Source organism: Laceyella putida (assembly GCF_042665195.1).
Lineage (GTDB): Bacteria > Bacillota > Bacilli > Thermoactinomycetales > Thermoactinomycetaceae > Laceyella > Laceyella putida.
Map to the genome: position 1 here is coordinate 1 of NZ_JBHTBW010000020.1, position 20,459 is coordinate 20,459.

Consider the following 20,459-nt stretch of genomic DNA (forward strand, 5'->3'; position numbering starts at 1 on the left):
ACCCCTTTCTAGCTTCCTTCCATTATACTTTATCTTTCGTCTGGAAGCGTATGGGGTCATTATAATATTTCTGTTGTCCTAGAGTTGATTGTTATCCTATTTATTATCAGTGTTTATTATATATTGAATAGATTTTTTAATAACAAAATATTGCGCACAATATATATATTGGTAGTTTCTATTTATATAATAGCTATATCGGCTTATATAACTGGCTTATTAGATTCAGCTGGACAAACAATGTATTATGTAATGTACGAGAATAATACCTCAACTCATAAGGTTGTGTTGACGAAATACAAGGAATTTTATATTGTTGCACCATTTAATGAAAGAACTAAAGAAATAGATCCTATATTCAAATTGGCTGAAATAAATAACAGTAATAGTGATAAAAGCAGAATCCCGAATATCAATATTAATGGTAATCTTAGTGAAAGGCAAATTAAACAATTAATTGACACATTTAAAAATAAGGAAAAGGAGATTAGTCTTAAATATGAAAGAGTTGGCCCGTTTAAATTGGTCGGAGAAAGAATAAGATAGGTAGCAACTTCCAAATAACCAAAAGGCAAACAGGAGAGTTTTTTCGAAAGTGGAGTAACTTAAAGCCGTTAATCAAGTTAAGAAAGACTGAGGAAGTAGAGGAGAATCGCAACGGGTATAACATCCCTTTGCAAGAATAAAAGACAAGTCCGAGTCTGAGTCTAGCTACCTTACTTAATGAAGGCAGACTCAAAAAGCGTCCCTTGTTAACAGAATAGTTGGTTAGTTCAATTTACCAAAAGGAGGTAGTTGATTATGTTTTCTTTAAACGGTGTCACTTTACGACCTTTTGAACCAGAAGATATTGAAATAATGTATGATTGGCATCTCGATTATGAATTAGACATTTACTCTTCATGGGGTAAAAAACTATCCCGTGCCCAATTCAAAAAGAAATTCGAACAAAATATTTTAGACAACTCTCTGGAGGGTTGTGTTGTGTTTGGCATTGAAGTAAGTGAAAGATTAGTTGGACAAATTTCACTTGAATCAATTAATCGACAAAATCGATATGCAACTATATATATCAATATTGGTGAACGGGGTTTTCGAGGTCGAGGAATTGGAAGAACGGCTATTCGTATAATGGTTGATTACGGATTTAAAGTGGAAAACCTTGAAAAGATTTATGCTGAAATATATGGATTTAATTCCAGATCTCAAAGATGTTTTGAGTGTGTCGGTTTTCAACGGGAAGGGGTTTGTAGGAAACATGAAATCCATAACGGTGAACGGCATGATATTCATCTATTTGGCATTTTAAAGGAAGAATTCTATGAGCGATATGAGACTTTGTTTAAATTACCGAAATAAAAACATAAATTATTCTGAGATAGCGTCTCGTAATTGCCAATCCCTTTTACTTAGTTTAATCTAATACGATTGGATTATAGTGTGTCTGAATAATTACGCCGTATAGGAGCCATCAAAAAACATGAGGATCCGATGAAGCACCGCGAAATAAAGACTCAAAAACCGCCGCCGGCTAATAGAAATTCGCTCATCTCGATTTACCAGACACGCCCTAGAGCGTGTCTGGCAAATCAAGTTGACCAATGGGAGGAAGCGGAAAAACCTTTTCCCGATGAGCGCCGATGGACAAGTGAAGCGAATGGGAAAACGGTTTTGGAGCCGCCGACATATTTATCAGACATGCCCCCTAAGACTGACACAGCTTGGGGAAGGTTGGACCACCACATCACCTATCACGTTAACCTTCCCTCCAGCCAGTAGGCACTTAGTCTATGAGTACCAGAACAACCGCATACGTAAGATTCAAGGCCCGATACAAACATGAACGTTGGCGGCTTTGAATCTTAACATCCTTGTTCCCACCACCGGTATATGTTGTTAAAATATTTATTTTTTAGATCTTCAGGGCGAATCCAATAGTTTAAGCAGCCTCCATCCCCCCAAGACATCATGGCTCTATTATCGTCTCCAAGTTGAAGTAGTAAAAGCCATTCTTCTTTTTCTTGCTCACCAGTATAGGTTAAATCCCAAACCTCCCAAGCGTCAGGGTATCCAAGAATACGATGAAAATAACGGCTAGGCGACAAAGAGCGTATTTGATCCAGTAGATTGTTATATATCTCTTTTTGTTCTTGATAACGATCCCCCAACCGCTCTGGACTCATGATGCTCCATACCTTCTCATTTTCAGTTAGTGGAAGCATCCATTCTGGGCAAAAACGAATGCTACATTCGTTTAAACGGATGTCATTGTAGCATCGCAAATCAATTTTCTCTTCCTCATTTTCTTCTGGATGCTTGATTCTCACTAAATTATCCATCGGTCCATCATAGTAAATAACCTTCCACCCCTCTTCAGACCCGTTGTAGTCATCGAAAAAGTAGAGAATACCATTGTTCGGAAACAGATCAGGCTTAATGGCCGCTAAATCAGCTAAGTTTATTTGAGCAACAAACATTAAGGGATTACTGAATACCTTCTCAACTGGCCCGTTCTCTTCTACTAATGTTACCTTCTCGTGAACCCATGGCCATTCAAAGTCAGGTGGCAGCTCAGGCCGCCCTCCGATTTTTGACGATCCTGTCGGCAATGATCCAGGTTCAACCACTTCAAAATCCAGGGCAATGGTATAGGAAAGAAGCCTTTTTATCTCTGGCTTAAGTTCAGATAACAAATCACTTTGTTCAATCAGCTTTTCTATTTTTTCCTTCATATTGAATTCCCCCCGTTACTTCGTTGCTCTGTCCTTCAAGCCTAAGTTATGAAAATACAGTATGTGTTCGATGTTTCGGAGCGGAGCATTCGATTTGGCATTGATAAACAGACAGATCATATATTTTCATGTGGATATAAAGCATATACAACCATTCACCACACAAGCGGCTGCGGCAGCTCATCCCACATCAACCATCTTCTCAACTCCTTGTTGGTAGAGAAACCAATCGCGAAGGGATCAACTTCCCCTGTATCGAGATGAATGAGATGTAGCATGCCGCCATAGGTACCCACAACGATCTTCCTTCCATCTTCACTCACATCCATCCCGGTTATCGTCCCTCCGACATGGAAATCCCACAACAGCTCGCCATTGCTGTGATGAGCGTTTATAAAGCCGTAAGCATCGCCAAATATGTATCGATCCTCTACTGATACTCCGGCATAAACGCGACAATATCCATTCAATACAACGTCATCTTCCTCCGTGCGATCATGGATGTCAGAAAATCCCCTTTTTGTTAATGACAAATGATCCAGAGAAATACCAACTGTTTCACCGTTATAGAAGTGACAGGAATTGAAAGCCACTTGCTTGCTGTCGGATCGAAATATCGCATAATGCGGATAACTGGATGATGGTGCAATCGTCGCTATTTCCCGAAAGGAAGCATCCAAAATCCGATGGTTGCTCGCTTGATCTCCCACAGCAATATACTTCCCATCAGGCGACATGGCAACATGCTCCATACTGAGATCGACTGACAATGGATGTTCATCATTTGCCCAATCCCCCGCGAACATTTCTTCTATATCCGCACGATCAGGATGAATTCGAAATGCCTTCGTTTCTTCTATGACAAACAAACCGGATCGATTCAACAAGAGTACTCTCTTCCCATCAGGAAAAACCAGCAGCGAAGTGATTGATGGCGCTGGTTGTCCCGCAACGACTTCTTTCGTTTCTTCAAGCCCTTCCAGATGTTTCGGCCAATGAAGTTGGCAAACTTTTACACCATTCCATCCTTCATAAAGCTCAATGCGATCAATATATGCCAAAGCATAAAAACGGCGGTCAGGCGACCTTCCAACACACAATACCTTGTCCAGAATGGAGCATTTCTGTCCATTAACGATAAACGCTTGCGGGCTTTTTTCAAACGAATTTTTTCGAAAACAGATAAGATCTTCATCAATCATAAATAATGAATCCAGATATGATTGATTTTTCTCAACCCATGGGATAAAAGGAGCATAGGCCGGTGGAAACCACGCTCGCAACTGATCTATCTCTCCTGTTCGATTGGCTTCATGGATCACTTCCAACACGGTGCGAGCCAATTCCGCACGGGTTTCTTCAGGCGGCTTCACGTCCGCATCATATCCCTGTGAAAAAACTTTTTTATTATATTCGTTTACCGCAAATGCGTATGCTTTACCTTTTTCGATCCACTGTTTAGACAAATCTTCATATTTCGACCAATCCATCATGAATGTACCGCCTATCTAATGAAATTATCATAAAGCGAATGGAACGATCCCACTATTCCTGTGAAAAGGACCGCAACAAAACGTATGTTCGCCAACAGATCTATTTTATATCGAATAATCTGCCTGATCAATAACATCCATCATTTATTTCAACCTTTTGCCTTCATTCTGTTTTTAACAACAAAAGCCCTCCACCATTTCAAACGGCAGGGGCATTCTCAGGAATATAGCTACCGATCATCACCCAGGCATGCGACAGAAAAAGACTGTTTTCTAAGTGGCATCTCAAGTCATTTTGCCATTTCTTGGGCAGACGGCGACAAAATGGCCGGATGCTACCTCACATTAATCAATCGCCATCTTTTCTAATGCTTTGAGTATTTCATTTACTTAACTTGATGACGATGTACGGTGACCTAATTTTTTAAAACCAAATGGACTTGTTCTGTTGGAGCTTCTGTCTTTAAATAATAGTCTTCTGCTTTCCAATATCTATTCCTAAACTTTTCAATATTCTTTTGGGTGGAGTCCCTTTCACGTAAAAATCTCTTATTTCTTGGACAATCCAAGTAAACTAAACAATCATAGAAACCTCTCCACTCTCTACGTTGGAGAAAAATCCCTTCTATTATAATAACGCAAGTATCAGGAATTTTTATTTTCTGCGTACTATGTGTGTCAGTTGCATCATCATATATCGAAAGGTTAAGCTGGTTAGACACCTTCAGTTTTTTGAACAAATGATCTTTTAGCCATTCAACATCCCACTGTAAGTGGTAATATTCAAACCATTCTTCATGCCCAGTATTGTAACGTTTTTCACGCTCTACAATGTAGTCGTCCATGTGAAAGACGCAAACTTGGATTTTCTTCTCTTGCAATACCTGACTAAGCTTATTTGCGAGTGTAGTTTTTCCTGAACGGCTTAACCCATCTATGCCCAAAACAAATCGATTTCCCTTCTCTATTTTGGGGATAAAAGTTAATAAAACCGATAAATTGTCTTCCAAACTACCATCTCCTCAGAAATCAAAGCGTTTTCATACAGTGGGATGATATCAATCCACATCAACAGCAAGATAGTAATTCTCTTGCGCATCCAGCTTTCGCATAAACTCTTCTAACGAATCTGCGATTTTAATACCGGCATAATCAACAGGACAGATCCCTTTCTCACTCTGTTGGTTCAAATCCAAGAAAATAAAGCTGTCATCTCCCACCTCGAAAAACGGAAAAAGATGTGGCTCTTCTTCCAGTTCATCAATTAAATAGTAATCCTCATAAATATTCTCGCCCAACACCAAATCAGCGATCGAATGTGGGTCCATCAACCGGTTAGTGAAGAGATTTTTCCCGTCTTTGCACATGAAACCATAGCCAATCTGCTCAAAGAAATCTTTCAATTCTCTTGGAAATGTTCGATTTATTCTGTTCTCGGCTTCTATGATTTGACTTTGATCAAGTGGATAAAACGTGTGCTTTTGCCCCGGAGCCTGATCGCTTTCTGACCGCAGAATGTACTTTTTTAAAAAAGAATAATCCTTCATGTTTGACTTCCTCCTTTAAGCTTCGCTTTTTTCATTCCACATGATAGTAATTTTCTTGTGCATCTAACTTGCGCACAAATTCTTCCAACGAGTCCACAATTTACGAGTAAAGAAGGTGAAATTGAATGATCACAAAAGAGGTTTGTTTCACGCCGAATTTTATCGATTCGGCATAGGTTTTTCAGTCAAATAACCATTGTTGTGTTGATTTCCATAAATCAGTTTATTATAATAAAATCATACCAAACGTTTGGATCGGTTTCAACATCAAAGGAGGCAAATTTAATGAACAAAGAAGCGGAGCGAACCAATTTTTCCATTCATGTCGGGGGTGATGTCGGAAACAACGCGATGATTGGAGACTTTTCACGTAACCAAGGGACGATCAACTCCCATAACCGCGTCAATGCGGAACTGGAAAAGGAATCAAAGGTGGCAGAGTTAAAAAGACTGATTGAAGAATTTTCCCATTTGACCGAACAGAGCAAGGAGCTTTCAACAGAAGAAAGAGAAGAATCCCTTGAATTGATGGAATTAAATCATCGTTTTATCGAAGAAGGAAAGCCGAAACGCGCTGTGCTGAAATCCCTTGTCACTCACTTGGACGACATAAAATCGAAATTGAAGGCTGATTCCCCCTTATTAACAAATGTAGGCTCCATCTCGCAAATATTAAGTTTATTCCTGTAGCTTGCCGGAGGGGAAACGATGGGAATGCACGGATATATCCACACCGAAGAAATTGAGGAATATCTCTATTGTTCAGAACGATGGCGGGAAAGTGAGAGCCGGCGGAAAAAAATCGATGTGAACGAAGCCGAAACCCTTCATAGACAATGGTTTGCTCTCCAGTCGTTTGAACTGCCACCCAAACCAAAGAAACCCAAAGTCAATAAAAACAAAAAGACAAAGATAAAGTATTGGCTCATTGGCTATCTGGTGTTGCAAGCGCTGTTGATCATTCAATCTATTATCGCGCTAACAAATCCGACCGTCATCTATTTGATGTTGTTTATGGTTTGTGCTTGGTTGGCATGGAATAATAAGAAAGAAATCATTCAGTATTTTAGTGAAAAAGACCCCCTTCATTGGTTGGCGAAGAAATGGAAGAAAAATCAAAAGAATGCGCTCATTCTCCTGTTGATTGGTTTTGTGTTGCTAATCGGAATGGGACCGAAGATCATCTATTCCCTACCTCTATATATCTTATTGTTGCTCGCTTTTATTAAGTTCAGAAAGCGCAAAGCTCATTGGTCATGGTTTAACGATCATGATATGTACCAACAACAAATGGAGGAATATCATCAAGCATTGGAAGAAAGACAGCAGAAACAAGAACAGATGGAAAGCATGAAAGAGCAATTGCTATCCAAAATCACGCAACCCCATTTTCCTTTCATCGAATTTATCACTGTGGAAGATAAAGAGCAAGAATATCAAATCACCTTGGTGGATGATGATATACAGTGGAGATACGATGATGAAGAAGATAAATTAATCATTACGATGGATCGTTCACAAGAGACTCTTCCCTATTATGTCCCACGCGCTCAACCTTACCATCTGATACGGTTATTCGCACAGATCATCTTATTGCAAAGGTATTTTAACGAAAATCAGGTAGAGGGCCAGATCATTTATAAAAACCACACGACTCCTTACTACGTAAATGACAAAACGGAAACGACGCAAAAAACGATCAAATTTTTTGAACAGACCTTACAAACAGAACAGAGAAGGTTTCATCCCTATCTCTTACCGCTGTGAAAGATGCCCTTTCCATTCCCATTGTAAATTCGTTTCAGGAGAGGTGGGTGAAGTCCTTGCTCGAAAAGGAAAGGCCTGATTCGAATCGGACCCAGATGCTCAATGATATCAACAATACGATGAATAACTTGGAGTATTTGCGGAACAGCTCGCCATATATTCCACCCGAAGGCTTCTATAATTATATCCGCAGCATTATTAAATTCGTTCATAAACAGCCGTTAGTATTTGAACTCGTAAGGAAACGTACCGTCCGTTTTTATGATATTAAATCCGCTGTGGAGGCTGGTATCATCTTTGACCGTAAATTGGCCACCCCTGATGACGACGATGAAGAGATTGCCTTTAATTTTGCTTTGTTCAAGTATTTGCGCCTTGCTTATCGACGATTTACCATTTTTGAGGCCATTTATCCGTATCGGGATAAGGATGAATTACTCGATGAAAAATTCATCAAAAATGTGAAGGTGAAAGAAGAAGTTGGTCGCAAATCAGCGGTTCGAAACTTTATCAATGAAGTCATTCTTCCATTTCTCAACTTGATCATGATGGAACTCAGCAATATGAAAATGGAATTGGAAACGCAAAAATCTATGGGCATCTCTATCCATATCGAAGGGAATGTCGGAGACAACGCCTTTATTGGGGACTTCAGTCAAAATCGGGGACAAATTGGTCATGATTGGGGTGATCAAGACAAAATAGACTAAGGCAAGCCGCTAAGCTGTCTTTTGCTAATTATACTTTAGCAAAATGCCAATTGAGCAGTTCATCATTTAGCTCAAACCACTGTGTTCCCTTCATTCAGCTAACATGTTCCAAAACTCACTGCATTCTATCAAACCGTTTCATGATAAACTTACACTCATAACTCGTGCCCAGAAAAACACCTCCTTAATGGATCATCTAGCCATTCGGAGGTGTTTTGAATTAACCATCCCTTTCCTCTTCAACACCCAATCAAAATACCACACCTCTTGCTTGTACACCTCCGTCCAGCTCTCCCCCTGATCATGTTGACGGCCACATGGCACATACATCAAGTAGCCGGGATAGGTTTCATCCACATAGCCTGGATCTTGTTCATCCTTTGGCGGAGGGCCGATGATTTTCCCATTCACCCTGCGGATCGCCGTGGCCAGCCAAACGGACAAAGAAACCACCTTTACGGTGCACATCCCAAGGCGGAACTTAGGCAACGAACGTTTGCCTCAGTTCTTTTTTAGCATCATTCACCCCCATTCATCCGGATTCGTGTCCATTGAGTCGCATGGGTAAACATTTAACAAAAACAATAGAAGGATTATATATCATCTGAAGCAAACAATTCTATATTAAAAGTTGCCATTTCCCAGATCATATCAAGCTGATATGATTAATGTGAATCTATACATTATATTAAAAAAGGAGGGTTCCCGCTCCCCCATGAACAGCCATCTATTCAACGAAGCGGAACTTTTCATTCGGCGTTGTTATCACGAATTGGGGAAATCGGTCAGTGAAACCCAAGCGAGAGTACATGAAGTGAAACGGCACATCGATCAATATGGCTATTATGAGCATACATATGAAGAATTGTCCCATGGCGCCAAAATGGCTTGGCGTAACTCAAACCGGTGCATCGGGCGTTTGTTTTGGAATCGGTTAAGCGTGATTGATGCCCGTCATTTGAAAAAGGAAGCCGATATTTTTCAAGCCTTGCTGCATCATATTGACTATGCGACCAACGGAGGGGAAATCCGCCCCACCATCACCATCTTTCGGCCGGCAATCCATGGCAGGGCGCCTGTGCGAATATGGAATCACCAACTCATCCGCTATGCGGGATACCAAACCCGTGACGGCGTCATCGGTGATCCTTCCTCTCTTTCTTTCACCAAGGTCTGCCTTGCGATGGGCTGGCGCGGGGAAGGCACGCCGTTTGATCCATTGCCTTTGGTCATCCAAGTGAACGGCCAACGACCGCTTTATATGCAGATACCCAAAAAGCTTATCCTTGAAGTGCCGATTCGCCATCCCCACTATGATCTGTTCGGCGATTTGCAAGTCAAGTGGTACGCCGTCCCGATGATTGCCGATATGCGTTTGGAAATCGGGGGCATCAGCTACGTGGCCGCCCCGTTTAACGGTTGGTATATGGGCACGGAAATCGGGGCGCGCAACTTGGCGGATGAATCCCGCTATCACTTGCTTCCGCGCATAGCCAAAAACCTGGGCCTCGATACCCGCTCCAACTCCACGCTGTGGAAAGACCGCGCCCTGGTCGAGCTGAATGTTGCCGTACTGGATTCCTTCAAGCTGCATGGTGTGACCATCGTCGATCATCATACGGCGGCCCAGCAGTTTAAAGTATTTGAAAAAAACGAAATGAAGGCCGATCGGGACTTGACTGGAGATTGGACATGGCTGATCCCTCCCCTTTCCCCCGCCACCACGCATATCTTCCATCACCAATACGAAGATAAAATCGTGACCCCCAATTATTTTTATCAACCGCGGCCTTATGAATAACATCCGCAACCGTCTCACCTCATCGGTAAGGCGGTTGTTTTTCCAAACGAACCATGCTATCGAAGCAGGCCAAAAAAGGAATGCGAAGTGGAAGTGAAAAAATCCGCCTGCGGTTGGGACGAGGCCGATTTTTCCGGCTATTTAAACCCAAAGAATAAAAAAGTGGTTTAAATTCCACACATGGAGAGAAAGAGATGGTATAATCCAAACAACCCACCTTTGATCATAAAGGAGAGGAATCGTTATGGCCAAAAAAGTATTAATCGTTACCGGTGACGCTGTCGAGGCATTGGAAGTGTATTATCCTTACTACCGCTGTTTGGAACAAGGGTATGAAACGGATATCGCCGCTCCGACCAGGAAAAAAATCCATACCGTTGTGCATGATTTCGAAGATTGGGAAACCTATACCGAAAAAAAGGGCTATGGCCTTGAAGCCACCAAATCATTCGCCGAGGTGAATCCGGATGAATATGACGCCCTCATCATTCCAGGCGGCCGAGCGCCCGAATATATTCGCCTCCATCCGGATTACGGTCGCATCCTGCGCCCATTTTTTGAGAAGAACCAACCGATCATGGTCGTTTGTCATGGAGGAATCTCCCTCTCCCCCATCAAAGATTTAATCACAGGCCGGGAAATGACGGCGTATATCGCCTGCAAACCTGACATCGAAGCACTCGGCGCAACCTACGTGGACAAACAAACGCACATCGATGGCAATCTCATCTCCGGTCACGCATGGAACAACTTGCCAGAATTGATGCGCGAATTTATCCGTCAAGTTGAAAACAGTTGAGACTCCACATTCACAGCTTATCAAGCTGAGAAAACAAATATCAACATCGGAAAAACGCTATTCTTTCCATATAAAATATAGAATGAATAGCGCTTTAATGTTATTGTGGCTTTGTTTTTATTTGATGGCATTGCCCGCGGGCTTTTTATGTGGGCCTCTTGGCAAGGAGAAGGAGAACAAACTCGCCTCCTTCTCCTTTTGGCGATTAAGGAGTGAGCTTGGGAAGGTTCGGGATCGTTTGGTTGCAGTCTCCCGCCAGCGGCAAATTCCGGCACACGTATTGGCCGGCGCTGTTCTCTGTCGCCGCTCCGGCAGGGGCCGGCTGATGGACGCGCTGCTTCCAGAGCTGCCAGATCATGAACCCGTCGTTGGATCTGCCCTTGTTCTTGATATATTTGACCATGGTCTCGACATTGTAGTACTACGTCGCTATGTTGTTCTGCCCGGTGAGCATGTCCGCGTCATATACGGTACCGGCCGGCGCCGCTACCTCCAGAACGGCTCCGCCGGCTCCCTCGGGAGCGATCTCCATGCCCATATTGATCGGACCGTTGTAGATGGCGCGGTAAGACTCGTACCCCTCGCGCGGATCATAGTAATCGCCTGCGTCATAGGACATCAGGTTGATGAAGTCGATCTTGCTGCCGTGATCCTTCACGACGCGGTACATCGTCCCGCCGAAAGGTGAACCCCACTGCACCTTTCCTTCTTCAAACGGCGTGCCCTTGACATAATAAGCGCCCGTCGACCAGCCGGCGATGGAGATTTTCAGGTTCACCCCGCGCGAATGGATCTCGTTGTAAAGGTTGGTGATGATACCGGCGATCTCACCGTCTTTGGAGCAACTGAACTGAGCCGCCTCCAGCTTGTTGCAGCTGCTGCCGCTGGACTCCCAGTCAATATCGACACCGGAAGCGCCCAAATCAAGCGCCAGGTCGACCACACGCGGTGCGCTGAAGTTCGCCCACTGACTGCCCTGACTGTATGCCCAGCCGCCGACCGAAATCCAAACCTCTGTGCCGCGCGCCTTCAGTGCCGCGATGTTATTGCGCAGGTCCTGCGCCTGTTGAGAGGTGAACTTCTTCTGTCCGGTGTTGGTTGTTGGTCGTCGCGCCTTCGACGAATTCAAAGCCGGCAACCGCTTGGTCAAACTCGTAAGCACCTTTGCGATAGGCCGTATCCGGTCTCGCAAAAGCAAGGTTCACATTCGTGATATAATTGGGAATATTCTCTGGTTTCAGGTCGTAGATGCTTGTGTTCCACGTACTGGCGTAGGCCACATACCTCCGCGTGACCTCGTTTGAGTCGCCGGGCTTCGTCGTTGCGCTCACTTGATTGCTCGCCGCGGAAACATTCCCCGCTGCGTCTTTGGCTTTAACGGTGAATGAATAGGTTGTGTTGGAGGCCAATCCGGTCACGACCGCGGTGGTCCCCGTTGTGCTTGCGGCGAGCGTCGCGCCGCGGTATACGTCATACCCCGATACGCCCACGTTATCGGTTGACGCCTTCCACGAGAGCGAGACACTGGAGCTGGTGGTGTCGGCAACCGTCAAATCGGCAGGAGCCGAAGGCGCTTCCGTATCAACCACTCCGCCGCCACAGTCGCCGATGTATTTCCATGGACCCCATTCGCCGCTCAAATCCGGTTGTTCACCTTGTGTCCACCATTTCGCTTCATAAATTTTGCCGTTATATGATACGCGCGTGCCTCCGGTGTAGGCGGTTGCCGCATTCCATGCCGGCTCCTGACAGGTGGCCGCGGAGACATGCGATGTGGACGCCCCTGCCGGAAACAGGCTGAACATAAACACAGCGACGATCGCCACGATCAACACCCTCTGCTTTCCCGTTTTTCTGAACCTCATTACTCCCTCTCCTTTTCTGGATAAATTTCACCTGACATGTGTGTTTTGCAGGACGGCACACGATGAAACCCCAATATTTGTATTGTTTTTAAATATTCTTTACATAATATAATTTTCTATCTATTCGTAGTTTACTCCATATTGGTAGAGTTGTCTATACAACAGAACAAAAAGAGGAGGAGTATATACCAATAGCGAATGCATATGACATATAAGAGGCGGTCTTTGGAAAACGGTTTTGAGCCTCTATGTAAATGCGCCAAAAGCAATAAGTTAACATTTCCATCTTCATTTATTGTCATCGATCGGTTGTAATTGAAATAAACTCCAAAAACAACCTATAAAAAAGCAACTTAATACAATTTCAATATAAAAAATCAATAGACATACATTAGATTAAATGAAATAATTTCCACATTAATACATCATTCCGGAAACACTTTTGTAACATTTTTTAATTATTCTTATTTTGTTAAATATTATATTTATTGAAAGGGTGAGCTGATGTTTAAACATTCACTTTCCATTGTGGCCGCTTTGGCATTGGGAACGATGGTGGTCTCCACATCCATTCCAGGTGTGCATGCGGAGGCCACACAGCAACATCCGCAGGAAATTATCGTTAAGTTCAAGCCGGGTGCCTCTTCATCCAAGGCCGCTTCTCTCCATGCAAAAGCAAAAGGGAATGTTACCTCCACCAACCCCAAGTTGGGTTATCAGGTGGTTACGGTAAAGAAAGGGCAAAGCGTCAAAGCGGCGATCGCCACTTACAAAGCAGACCCCCAAGTGGAATATGTTGAGCCAAACGGCGAAATTCATGCCGCCTTCACCCCGAACGATCCGAAATATTCGGAGCAATACGCCCCGCAAAAGGTGGGAGCAGAGGCCGCTTGGGATGTGACGAAAGGTTCTTCTGAGGTGAAAGTGGCTATCGTTGACACCGGTGTTGATTACAACCACCCGGATCTCGCCGGCAAAGTGGAAAAAGGGAAAGACTTCATCGACAACGATAATGATCCAATGGATGAAAATAGCCATGGCACGCATTGCGCCGGTATCACCGCGGCCAAAACGGACAATAATGAAGGAATCGTCGGCATGGCGCCTGAAGTGACCATCTTGGCGGAACGCGTCTTGGATGAAAACGGCTCCGGCACTTGGGATTCTGTGGCCAGTGGGATAACCCACGCCGCTGATGCCGGCGCGAAGGTCATCAGTCTAAGCTTGGGCGGATCAGAAAATTCAAAAGCCCTGGAGGATGCCGTCAAATACGCAGCCGGCAAAGGAGCGGTCATTGTGGCCGCAGCCGGCAATGAGTCAACCAACGCGCCAAGCTATCCCGCTTATTATGACGATGCCATTGCGGTAGCGGCCACAGACCAAAACGACCTCAAAGCGTATTTCTCCAACTTTGGCGACTGGGTGGATGTGGCGGCTCCCGGCGTGGACATCTTATCCACCGTTCCCGGGGGCGGTTATGAAACCATGTCCGGCACCTCGATGGCCACCCCTCTCGTCGCCGGTGAAGCGGCGCTCCTCGCTTCTCAAGGCAAAAGCGCAAGTGACATTCGCAAAGCCATTGAAGGAACGGCGGAAAAGATCCCCGGCACAGGCACCGATTGGATTCACGGCAGAATCGATGCCGCGAAAGCAGTGGATCAATAAGAGACAAGCAACAAAGGCGACTTGAGGTTGAACCGGGGAATTTGTTACACACCTCCTCAACTCATGGACGCTCCGACTCCCCTTCACCTTCACGGTTCAATCGAAGCGGAAAGAAAAAAACAAAGAAGGGCCGTATGCTCTCTATGGTGTGGAGCATACGGCCTTTTTCATTACGCATTAAATGTGTGACAACGCCTTGCCGATATATTTATAAAGCTCCCCGTCCACTCCGCTGCAATGGATTATTCGGGTTTTCGGCATGAAAACGTTCGGCTGCTTTTGTGATCTCAGGGTCTCCGGCGGAAAACATGTCGATCAATTCTTTCCACCGTTTGGCCAATCGCAACACCACAGGACTCTCAGGCGGCGTGCCTTTCTCCAACTCCGCGCGCACCTTTCCAATCAATGCATTCCATTCGTAGAATTGTTCACATTCATGTAGATCACCTCTATCAATTTGATTATTCTTCCGCCTTCACATCTTGCCGGGCGGTAGCATCTCACATATCCCTTTCAATCGGCTGCGCAGCTGTTTCTGCATCCGATGAGAAACGAACCTTCCCTCTCATGGTGAACAGATGTTATCTTAGAAGAACACATCCATTTTAATATGCTTGAAGTTCGCATGATTCTTACCCTTCAGATTCATGAAGGGTGCGAAGTTCAAAGAATGGATGCGACAAGGAAGCGCGAAGAAGAGATCGTTTATCAAAGGAATAAGGTGAATGAAGATGAATAAGCAAGAGCTTTCACCGGAACTATATCAACTTTTGAACGGAAAAAACCTCGACGCGAAACAACATGAGGCCATGATGTTGCTAACCGTCACGGAAGACTTGTGGCCCCATACCGCCATGATCAGTGTGGGTGAAATCATCGCCACCAGCCCGACCCAGCTCAGATTGGCTCTGTGGCCCGCCACCACCACCACCGCGAACATCATTCGGACAGGGAAAGCGACACTCGTTGCATTCATCGCAGGAAAAGCTCACTATGTGCGCCTTTCGCTGCAAAGGCTGGCAGCATTGTCCCATGCAAAACACAAGCGGGAACGCTTTGCGGCAAGCGTTGTCTCTGTTCGGGAAGACGTCGCCAAATACGCCGGCATCACATCTGGAGTCAGAATTGAGTTGAAGGATTCCATCTCTGTCATCAAACGCTGGGAAGAAACGATCGAGGAATTATTAAGGTGATACGGAAGCAATGATTGACTAAGTCCATATGCTACTGCGCACGCAAAACACATGATGGCGAAAACCACGAAAAAACCCTCGGGATCTCCCGGGGGTTTCTCTTTTGACTCACATGGTTTCAAAGGATCTCGTGTGGACCTCCCGGCCAGGGCGTGTCTGGCAAATCAAGTTGACCAATGGGGGAGGCGGAAAAACCTTTTCAGTGCCTAATCGCTTTCAAATATCATGTCATTTTTGGGCAGTGCATCAGAAGATTTTCCACATATACTGCATGATGAATCCATCTGTTTTCAAAAAGGAGATGAATATCATGTCTGATGCTCCGCATCCTCACCAATTTTACCCCAGAGAGCCGAGACGGCATCCGCGGCAACCCCTTTATCCGGGACTGAAAGCCCCCACATTGGGAGCGGTGGAATCCTTTGTCCAGTATGGTCTTCGTGAAGCTCGATACACTTCATTCGAACACGCGTTGCGCGAAGTGGCGGCGATTGCCTATTTGATGGGAAGAGGCTACGATCCGCAAACCGCCCATCAGATCGTGGAGTCTTGGGAAGTAAATGAAAGGTTTTAAGTAACAAACAGGCAATTCGCCGGTGATAATCACAAAAGAAAAGAAATCCCTTCAATCCGAGCGGTTGCAAGGGATTTATAACTTTCATTTCCAGCAAGATCTCATCCCACTCACCTAGCTTATTCATGAGAAGAGCCCCGGATGATTCTTTTTATTTTCAACGGGCTTAGGTCGGCTGCATAGTACTACAAGTGCTCTTTTGTGATTGCAAAGGTTTCCAATATGGCATTCCAGGTTCCAATCATTCCTCTCTAAGAAACAACCCCACTCAAAACCGATCAATATTTGCCAGAACAATATCTTCACCCATTCACTATATAAAGCCCACGATCATCGGGATCTGCTTTTTTATTTCGCCCGTTTTAGAATAACCGGAGTGCAATCAGGCAATATCTAAGGAAAATGGAGGATGCAGGTGGGGGAAATGTCCTTTTTTAAACGCATGTTCAACAATAACCGGTACGGGCAAAGAAAAACGATAAAGAGCACCCTTCAGGCGGAAGCACCTCCTTCCAACAGATTGGAGGACAATGTCCGGTACATAAAGGAAAAGTTGTTTAACACCGGTGATCTGACGGAAAGAAAAGTAACGTTTGCGGATAGTGAAGGGGTTATGCTGTATTTGGAATCTATGTGTGACAGCGAAAAAATAACCCGGTACATTATTGAGCCGATCCAGACTTCCAATGAAGATGAGTTGGATCAAGTCATTCTCTCTCCCGAACTCGAAAAAGCAGCCGATTTAAACTATGCCGTGTCCAAATTGCTGAGCGGCTGGTGTGTGGTCCTATTGGACAGAAAGAAGGCGGTGTATCTCGCCGCCGCCAAAGCAACCGATAAAAGAGGGATTGCAGAACCGCAAAATGAACGGGTCGTTCGGGGCGACCATGACGGTTTTATCGAGAATTTGTCGACCAACATTCAACTTTTGCGAAAGCGGATTCAGAATCCCAATCTGGTTGTCCGTTATTATTACATCGGCAAAGAGACAAAAACAAAGGTTGCGATCACCTATATGCAGCATTTGGCAAATCCGGAGCTGATTGAGAAAGTGGACCGGCGTTTGCGGGCGATTTCCACCGACACCATACTTTCACCGGGATTTATACAGGAATACATTGAGGACCAGCCTTTATCGCCTTTTCCGCAAGCGTTGAACACCGAACGGCCTGACCGGGTGATGTCCAATCTGATGGAAGGGAGGGTTGCCATTTTTGCCGAAGGGGACCCGACCGCCCTGATCATTCCGATCACTCTGTTCGCCTTTTACCAAACACCGGATGATTACCACAGCCGTTGGATTGTGGGTTCTTTCGTGCGTTTGATCCGCTATGCCGCCTTTTTGATCGCCTTTATCCTTCCGGCGGCCTATATCACGGTCGTTTCTTTTCACCCGGAGGTTTTGCCCACCAATTTGGCTTATAACATTCAAGGGACGTTGCAAACCATCCCTTTTCCCCCCCTCATGGAGGCGCTCCTGATGGAATTGACGATGGAATTGATCCGCGAAGCCGGTATTCGCCTGCCGAGCCCGGTTGGTCAAACCATCGGCATCGTGGGGGGGTTGGTGATCGGTGACGCGGTGGTGCGGGCCGGTTTCATTTCTTACACCATGATCATTGTGGTGGCCCTTACGTCCATCTCTTCCTTTGTTGTGCCTTCCAATGACATGAGCACCTCGATTCGTATTTTGCGTTTTCCCTTGATGATTGCGGCGGCGTTGTTCGGGATTTTGGGGATTTTGTTCGGATTCATGGTCATCTTTATCCACCTGTGCAAATTGGAAAGTTTCGGGACCCCGTACTTTACGCCGATCATGCCCCTGAGAATCAGGGATATGAAAGATACCCTCATCCGCTTCCCCGTATGGAAACTGAATGAGCGCCCGCAAGATCCGCATCCGCAAATTTTGAACCAAGAGAGGACTTCGAGAGAGTGGAAAGAGAATGAAAAACCGCGCTGAAATCACTCCGGGACAATTAAGCTTCGTAATCATGCAAGCCATGGTGGGAGTGGGATTCGTTTCCCTGCCAAGGGATGTGCAAATGGTGGCCAAGGGAGGGAGCGTGCTCTCCATCATCTTCTCCGGACTGCTTGTGCAACTGTTTCTGTTTATCATGTGGGCGTTGAATAAACGGTTCCCCACCAAAACCCTGTTTGAATTTGCTCCGGAGATTCTGGGAAAATTTTTGGGAAAAGTGATTTCCTTTCTCTACCTTATATATTTTTTGCTCATTTGCAGTCTGGTGTTGGATTTGTACACCCGAATCAGCAAGGAATGGGTTTATTTTTTGACGCCGGGCTGGATCCTGATGTTGCTGATGGTGTTGGTGAGTTGTTATTTGGTCATTTCCGATTTGCGGATCATTGCGCGCTTTCTCGTTTTTGTCTCGTTTTGGTTCGGCACCATTTTCCTCCTGGTCTATTGGCCGCTTCAGAACGCCAATTATTTGTACATCCTTCCGATTGATGAAGCGGGCTGGATCAATATTTTTAAAGCGATATACGAAGCCACGATCGGCATGTTGGGATTTGAGCTTGTTCTGGTCGCCTACCCCTTTGTGGAAGGAACGGACAAGGACAAGTTGAAAGCCGCTTCCCTGGGTGTCTGGGTGGTTGTTATTATTTATGCGCTGCTTACGTTTACTTGCTTGGTCGTTTATGCCCCGGAAGAGGTGCCGTTGATCCGGGACCCCGTCATTTACTTGCTGAAAGCGTTCCGCTTGCCGATGGTGGAGCGGCTTGATTTGTTTTTCTTGATGTTCGGTGTGATGGTGGCGACCACCACTTACATGATTTATTTGTATATGGCCGGAAAAGGGATTGCTTCGATCTTCCGCAAAGTGAAGTACCAATGGAGTGTTTGGTTGGCCGGGGCCATCAGTTTTCTCATCGCTTTATTTCCGGGGAACCGCTACGAGATTACGCAGTTTGCGAAATGGCTCAGCTTTACCAGCTATCTCTTTATTTTTGCGTTTCCCGCCTTTCTGCTGCTGGTTTCGCTCCTGAGAAAGCGGAAAGAAGAGGGGGTGGACATATGAAACGGAAGCGGCTGGCACCGTTGATCGCCATGTTGACCGTTCTTTTCCTGACGGGCTGTTGGGATCAGGATTATTTGCGCGATGCCAGAATGGTTATTCTGGTTGGGATTGATCGGTTGCCTGGGGGAGACATCCTGGAAACCGGAGCGGTCCGCTATGCCCCGACGAACAGCGGAGGAAATCCTACCAATACGACTTTTCAAGCAGTGGGAAAGTCAATAAGAGATGCAAGGAAGCAACTCGATATGAGAGTGAACGGAAGGCTTAGGACGTCTAAAATGCGTACACTGCTCTTGGGGGAAGAAGTCGCGAAAGACGATATCTACCCGATTTTGGATCTTATATATAGGGATCCCAAGGCTTCCCTCAATGCGCATATCGCCGTGGCCCGCGGAAGTGCCCAAGATATCGTGAGGATCAATCAAATCGGCCAATCCCTGATCGGGCAATATGTGGACGAAATGATTGATACCAAGGTAACAGCGACGCTTGTGGAAGAGCAAAATATCGAGACCATCTTAGCGATGCTCTTGGATCCGGGACAGGATTTTGCCCTTCCCTATTTGGTTTCCGATGGAAGAGATATCAAGGTGGATGGAATGTCCATGTTCCATGGCCGGCGCATGGCGGGAACCCTCAACCCAAACGAATCCATGCTGTACCTGTTGATGAAAGGCAAAAAAGAAGAAAGCGCGATATTGACGTTGAAACTCTTTCAAAACAAGCATCCGTATCAGGCCAATTTCATCTCGCTCGACGTCTACAAAGTAAAATCCAACATGAATGTGGCGGTTCATGGCAAGAAGATCGAGGTCACTTTTTTGACCAAACTGAATGTAAACGTGACAGAATATCCGATGGATCATCTCGACAAAGAAGAAAAGGCCAAAAAACTAAACCAAAAACTTACCGCGATGCTCACCGATCAGATGAATCATCTCCTAAACAAAATGCAGCGGGCCCATTTCGATGGATTTGGGGTGGGCAGGAACTTGAAGGCGTATCATTATCAAGATTGGAAAAAGATCGATTTGGAGAAAGAATACCCCCATATTCGATTTCAAGCAAAGGCGGATGTGGAGATCATCGATCATGGGATCATCAATTAGGAGAAGGCCGGGGAACAACGATATCTGGGCATGGGTTGAAGGGAACCCATGCCTCATTAATCAACTTATATCAATCGACCTTGCCTTTCCCTCCAGAATCATTCGACGGAATTTTCCGATACCTCTTCTGTAACTTTTCTTTATGTACTTCGACAATCTCTTC

The 20,459-nt window shown here is 45.2% G+C and carries 17 protein-coding genes and 2 pseudogenes; 12 read left to right on the forward strand and 7 right to left on the reverse strand.

The annotated features are described in order from the left end of the window. Window positions 1-801: 801 nt before the first annotated feature. Window positions 802-1,359 (forward strand): GNAT family N-acetyltransferase, encoded by a 558-nt coding sequence (locus ACFQNG_RS07815; RefSeq protein ID WP_379864355.1) that lies wholly within the window; start codon window positions 802-804, stop codon window positions 1,357-1,359. Window positions 1,360-1,862: 503 nt separating this feature from the next. Here ACFQNG_RS07815 and ACFQNG_RS07820 read toward each other — a convergent pair. The 4 genes from ACFQNG_RS07820 to ACFQNG_RS07835 all read right to left on the reverse strand — a co-directional run bounded on the left by ACFQNG_RS07820 (window position 1,863) and on the right by ACFQNG_RS07835 (window position 5,772). Further along, complete coding sequence (locus ACFQNG_RS07820) at window positions 1,863-2,732, reverse strand: YwqG family protein (RefSeq protein ID WP_379864356.1); 870 nt, start codon at window positions 2,730-2,732, stop codon at window positions 1,863-1,865. Between the two features lie 155 nt (window positions 2,733-2,887). Further along, window positions 2,888-4,225, reverse strand: a complete 1,338-nt coding sequence (locus ACFQNG_RS07825) for a DUF2267 domain-containing protein (RefSeq protein WP_379864357.1) — start codon at window positions 4,223-4,225, stop codon at window positions 2,888-2,890. A 416-nt stretch (window positions 4,226-4,641) separates the two neighbouring features. Beyond that, complete coding sequence (locus ACFQNG_RS07830; RefSeq protein ID WP_379864358.1) at window positions 4,642-5,235, reverse strand: kinase; 594 nt, start codon at window positions 5,233-5,235, stop codon at window positions 4,642-4,644. 48 nt (window positions 5,236-5,283) lie between these two features. After that, window positions 5,284-5,772, reverse strand: coding sequence for an SMI1/KNR4 family protein (locus tag ACFQNG_RS07835; protein WP_379864359.1), 489 nt, complete (start codon window positions 5,770-5,772; stop codon window positions 5,284-5,286). Window positions 5,773-6,057: 285 nt separating this feature from the next. Here ACFQNG_RS07835 and ACFQNG_RS07840 point away from each other — a divergent pair, with 285 nt between their 5' ends. The 3 genes from ACFQNG_RS07840 to ACFQNG_RS07850 all read left to right on the forward strand — a co-directional run bounded on the left by ACFQNG_RS07840 (window position 6,058) and on the right by ACFQNG_RS07850 (window position 8,249). Then, window positions 6,058-6,462 carry a hypothetical protein gene (locus ACFQNG_RS07840; protein ID WP_379864360.1) on the forward strand — a complete coding sequence of 135 codons (405 nt, stop codon included), beginning with the start codon at window positions 6,058-6,060 and terminating at the stop codon, window positions 6,460-6,462. 18 nt (window positions 6,463-6,480) lie between these two features. Beyond that, window positions 6,481-7,539, forward strand: coding sequence for a hypothetical protein (locus ACFQNG_RS07845; protein ID WP_379864361.1), 1,059 nt, complete (start codon window positions 6,481-6,483; stop codon window positions 7,537-7,539). Window positions 7,540-7,667: 128 nt separating this feature from the next. Beyond that, the gene (locus ACFQNG_RS07850) at window positions 7,668-8,249 is read left to right on the forward strand and encodes a hypothetical protein (protein ID WP_379864362.1); all 582 of its coding nucleotides are present in this window, start codon (window positions 7,668-7,670) and stop codon (window positions 8,247-8,249) included. 192 nt (window positions 8,250-8,441) lie between these two features. On the opposite strand, the gene ACFQNG_RS07855 is transcribed toward ACFQNG_RS07850, so the two are convergent. After that, window positions 8,442-8,693, reverse strand: a complete 252-nt coding sequence (locus tag ACFQNG_RS07855) for a hypothetical protein (protein WP_379864363.1) — start codon at window positions 8,691-8,693, stop codon at window positions 8,442-8,444. 271 nt (window positions 8,694-8,964) lie between these two features. Here ACFQNG_RS07855 and ACFQNG_RS07860 point away from each other — a divergent pair, with 271 nt between their 5' ends. Both ACFQNG_RS07860 and ACFQNG_RS07865 read left to right on the forward strand, forming a co-directional pair. Further along, window positions 8,965-10,050, forward strand: coding sequence for a nitric oxide synthase oxygenase (locus ACFQNG_RS07860; RefSeq protein ID WP_379864364.1), 1,086 nt, complete (start codon window positions 8,965-8,967; stop codon window positions 10,048-10,050). Between the two features lie 244 nt (window positions 10,051-10,294). Beyond that, window positions 10,295-10,849 (forward strand): DJ-1/PfpI family protein, encoded by a 555-nt coding sequence (locus ACFQNG_RS07865; protein WP_379864365.1) that lies wholly within the window; start codon window positions 10,295-10,297, stop codon window positions 10,847-10,849. A 205-nt stretch (window positions 10,850-11,054) separates the two neighbouring features. Here ACFQNG_RS07865 and ACFQNG_RS20930 read toward each other — a convergent pair. Further along, a pseudogene (locus ACFQNG_RS20930) lies at window positions 11,055-12,654 on the reverse strand (fibronectin type III domain-containing protein). Window positions 12,655-13,218: 564 nt separating this feature from the next. On the opposite strand from ACFQNG_RS20930, the gene ACFQNG_RS07880 reads away from it, so the two are divergent. Then, window positions 13,219-14,379: a S8 family peptidase gene (locus ACFQNG_RS07880; RefSeq protein WP_379864369.1), complete on the forward strand. Its 1,161-nt coding sequence runs from the start codon at window positions 13,219-13,221 to the stop codon at window positions 14,377-14,379. A 208-nt stretch (window positions 14,380-14,587) separates the two neighbouring features. On the opposite strand, the gene ACFQNG_RS07885 is transcribed toward ACFQNG_RS07880, so the two are convergent. After that, entirely contained in the window at window positions 14,588-14,836 is a 249-nt protein-coding gene (locus ACFQNG_RS07885; protein ID WP_379864469.1) for a TipAS antibiotic-recognition domain-containing protein, read from the reverse strand. A 274-nt stretch (window positions 14,837-15,110) separates the two neighbouring features. Between ACFQNG_RS07885 and ACFQNG_RS07890 the strand changes: the two genes are divergently transcribed. The 5 genes and pseudogenes from ACFQNG_RS07890 (at window position 15,111) to ACFQNG_RS07910 (ending at window position 20,296) form a co-directional block, all read left to right on the forward strand. Then, a complete protein-coding gene (locus ACFQNG_RS07890) occupies window positions 15,111-15,572 on the forward strand; it encodes a pyridoxamine 5'-phosphate oxidase family protein (RefSeq protein WP_379864370.1) in 462 nt (153 codons plus the stop codon). Window positions 15,573-15,882: 310 nt separating this feature from the next. Beyond that, the gene (locus ACFQNG_RS07895; protein WP_379864371.1) at window positions 15,883-16,146 is read left to right on the forward strand and encodes a hypothetical protein; all 264 of its coding nucleotides are present in this window, start codon (window positions 15,883-15,885) and stop codon (window positions 16,144-16,146) included. Window positions 16,147-16,643: 497 nt separating this feature from the next. Next, window positions 16,644-18,109: pseudogene (locus tag ACFQNG_RS07900) on the forward strand (spore germination protein); the annotation flags it as partial. Further along, on the forward strand, window positions 18,093-19,187 hold the full coding sequence (locus ACFQNG_RS07905; RefSeq protein WP_379864373.1) for a GerAB/ArcD/ProY family transporter: 1,095 nt from the start codon (window positions 18,093-18,095) through the stop codon (window positions 19,185-19,187). The pseudogene ACFQNG_RS07900 and the gene ACFQNG_RS07905, both read left to right, overlap by 17 nt. After that, complete coding sequence (locus ACFQNG_RS07910; protein WP_379864374.1) at window positions 19,184-20,296, forward strand: Ger(x)C family spore germination protein; 1,113 nt, start codon at window positions 19,184-19,186, stop codon at window positions 20,294-20,296. The genes ACFQNG_RS07905 and ACFQNG_RS07910 overlap by 4 nt, the downstream gene beginning before the upstream one ends. The last annotated feature ends 163 nt before the right edge of the window (window positions 20,297-20,459 follow it).

Excerpts from the sequence above, each read along its gene's own strand:
- ACFQNG_RS07815 (WP_379864355.1), top strand. The coding sequence starts at position 802 with ATGTTTTCTTTAAACGGTGTCACTTTACGACCTTTTGAACCAGAAGAT.
- ACFQNG_RS07820 (WP_379864356.1), bottom strand. The coding sequence starts at position 2,732 with ATGAAGGAAAAAATAGAAAAGCTGATTGAACAAAGTGATTTGTTATCT.
- ACFQNG_RS07825 (WP_379864357.1), bottom strand. The coding sequence starts at position 4,225 with ATGATGGATTGGTCGAAATATGAAGATTTGTCTAAACAGTGGATCGAA.
- ACFQNG_RS07835 (WP_379864359.1), bottom strand. The coding sequence starts at position 5,772 with ATGAAGGATTATTCTTTTTTAAAAAAGTACATTCTGCGGTCAGAAAGC.
- ACFQNG_RS07840 (WP_379864360.1), top strand. The coding sequence starts at position 6,058 with ATGAACAAAGAAGCGGAGCGAACCAATTTTTCCATTCATGTCGGGGGT.
- ACFQNG_RS07845 (WP_379864361.1), top strand. The coding sequence starts at position 6,481 with ATGGGAATGCACGGATATATCCACACCGAAGAAATTGAGGAATATCTC.
- ACFQNG_RS07860 (WP_379864364.1), top strand. The coding sequence starts at position 8,965 with ATGAACAGCCATCTATTCAACGAAGCGGAACTTTTCATTCGGCGTTGT.
- ACFQNG_RS07865 (WP_379864365.1), top strand. The coding sequence starts at position 10,295 with ATGGCCAAAAAAGTATTAATCGTTACCGGTGACGCTGTCGAGGCATTG.
- ACFQNG_RS07880 (WP_379864369.1), top strand. The coding sequence starts at position 13,219 with ATGTTTAAACATTCACTTTCCATTGTGGCCGCTTTGGCATTGGGAACG.
- ACFQNG_RS07890 (WP_379864370.1), top strand. The coding sequence starts at position 15,111 with ATGAATAAGCAAGAGCTTTCACCGGAACTATATCAACTTTTGAACGGA.
- ACFQNG_RS07895 (WP_379864371.1), top strand. The coding sequence starts at position 15,883 with ATGTCTGATGCTCCGCATCCTCACCAATTTTACCCCAGAGAGCCGAGA.
- ACFQNG_RS07905 (WP_379864373.1), top strand. The coding sequence starts at position 18,093 with ATGAAAAACCGCGCTGAAATCACTCCGGGACAATTAAGCTTCGTAATC.
- ACFQNG_RS07910 (WP_379864374.1), top strand. The coding sequence starts at position 19,184 with ATGAAACGGAAGCGGCTGGCACCGTTGATCGCCATGTTGACCGTTCTT.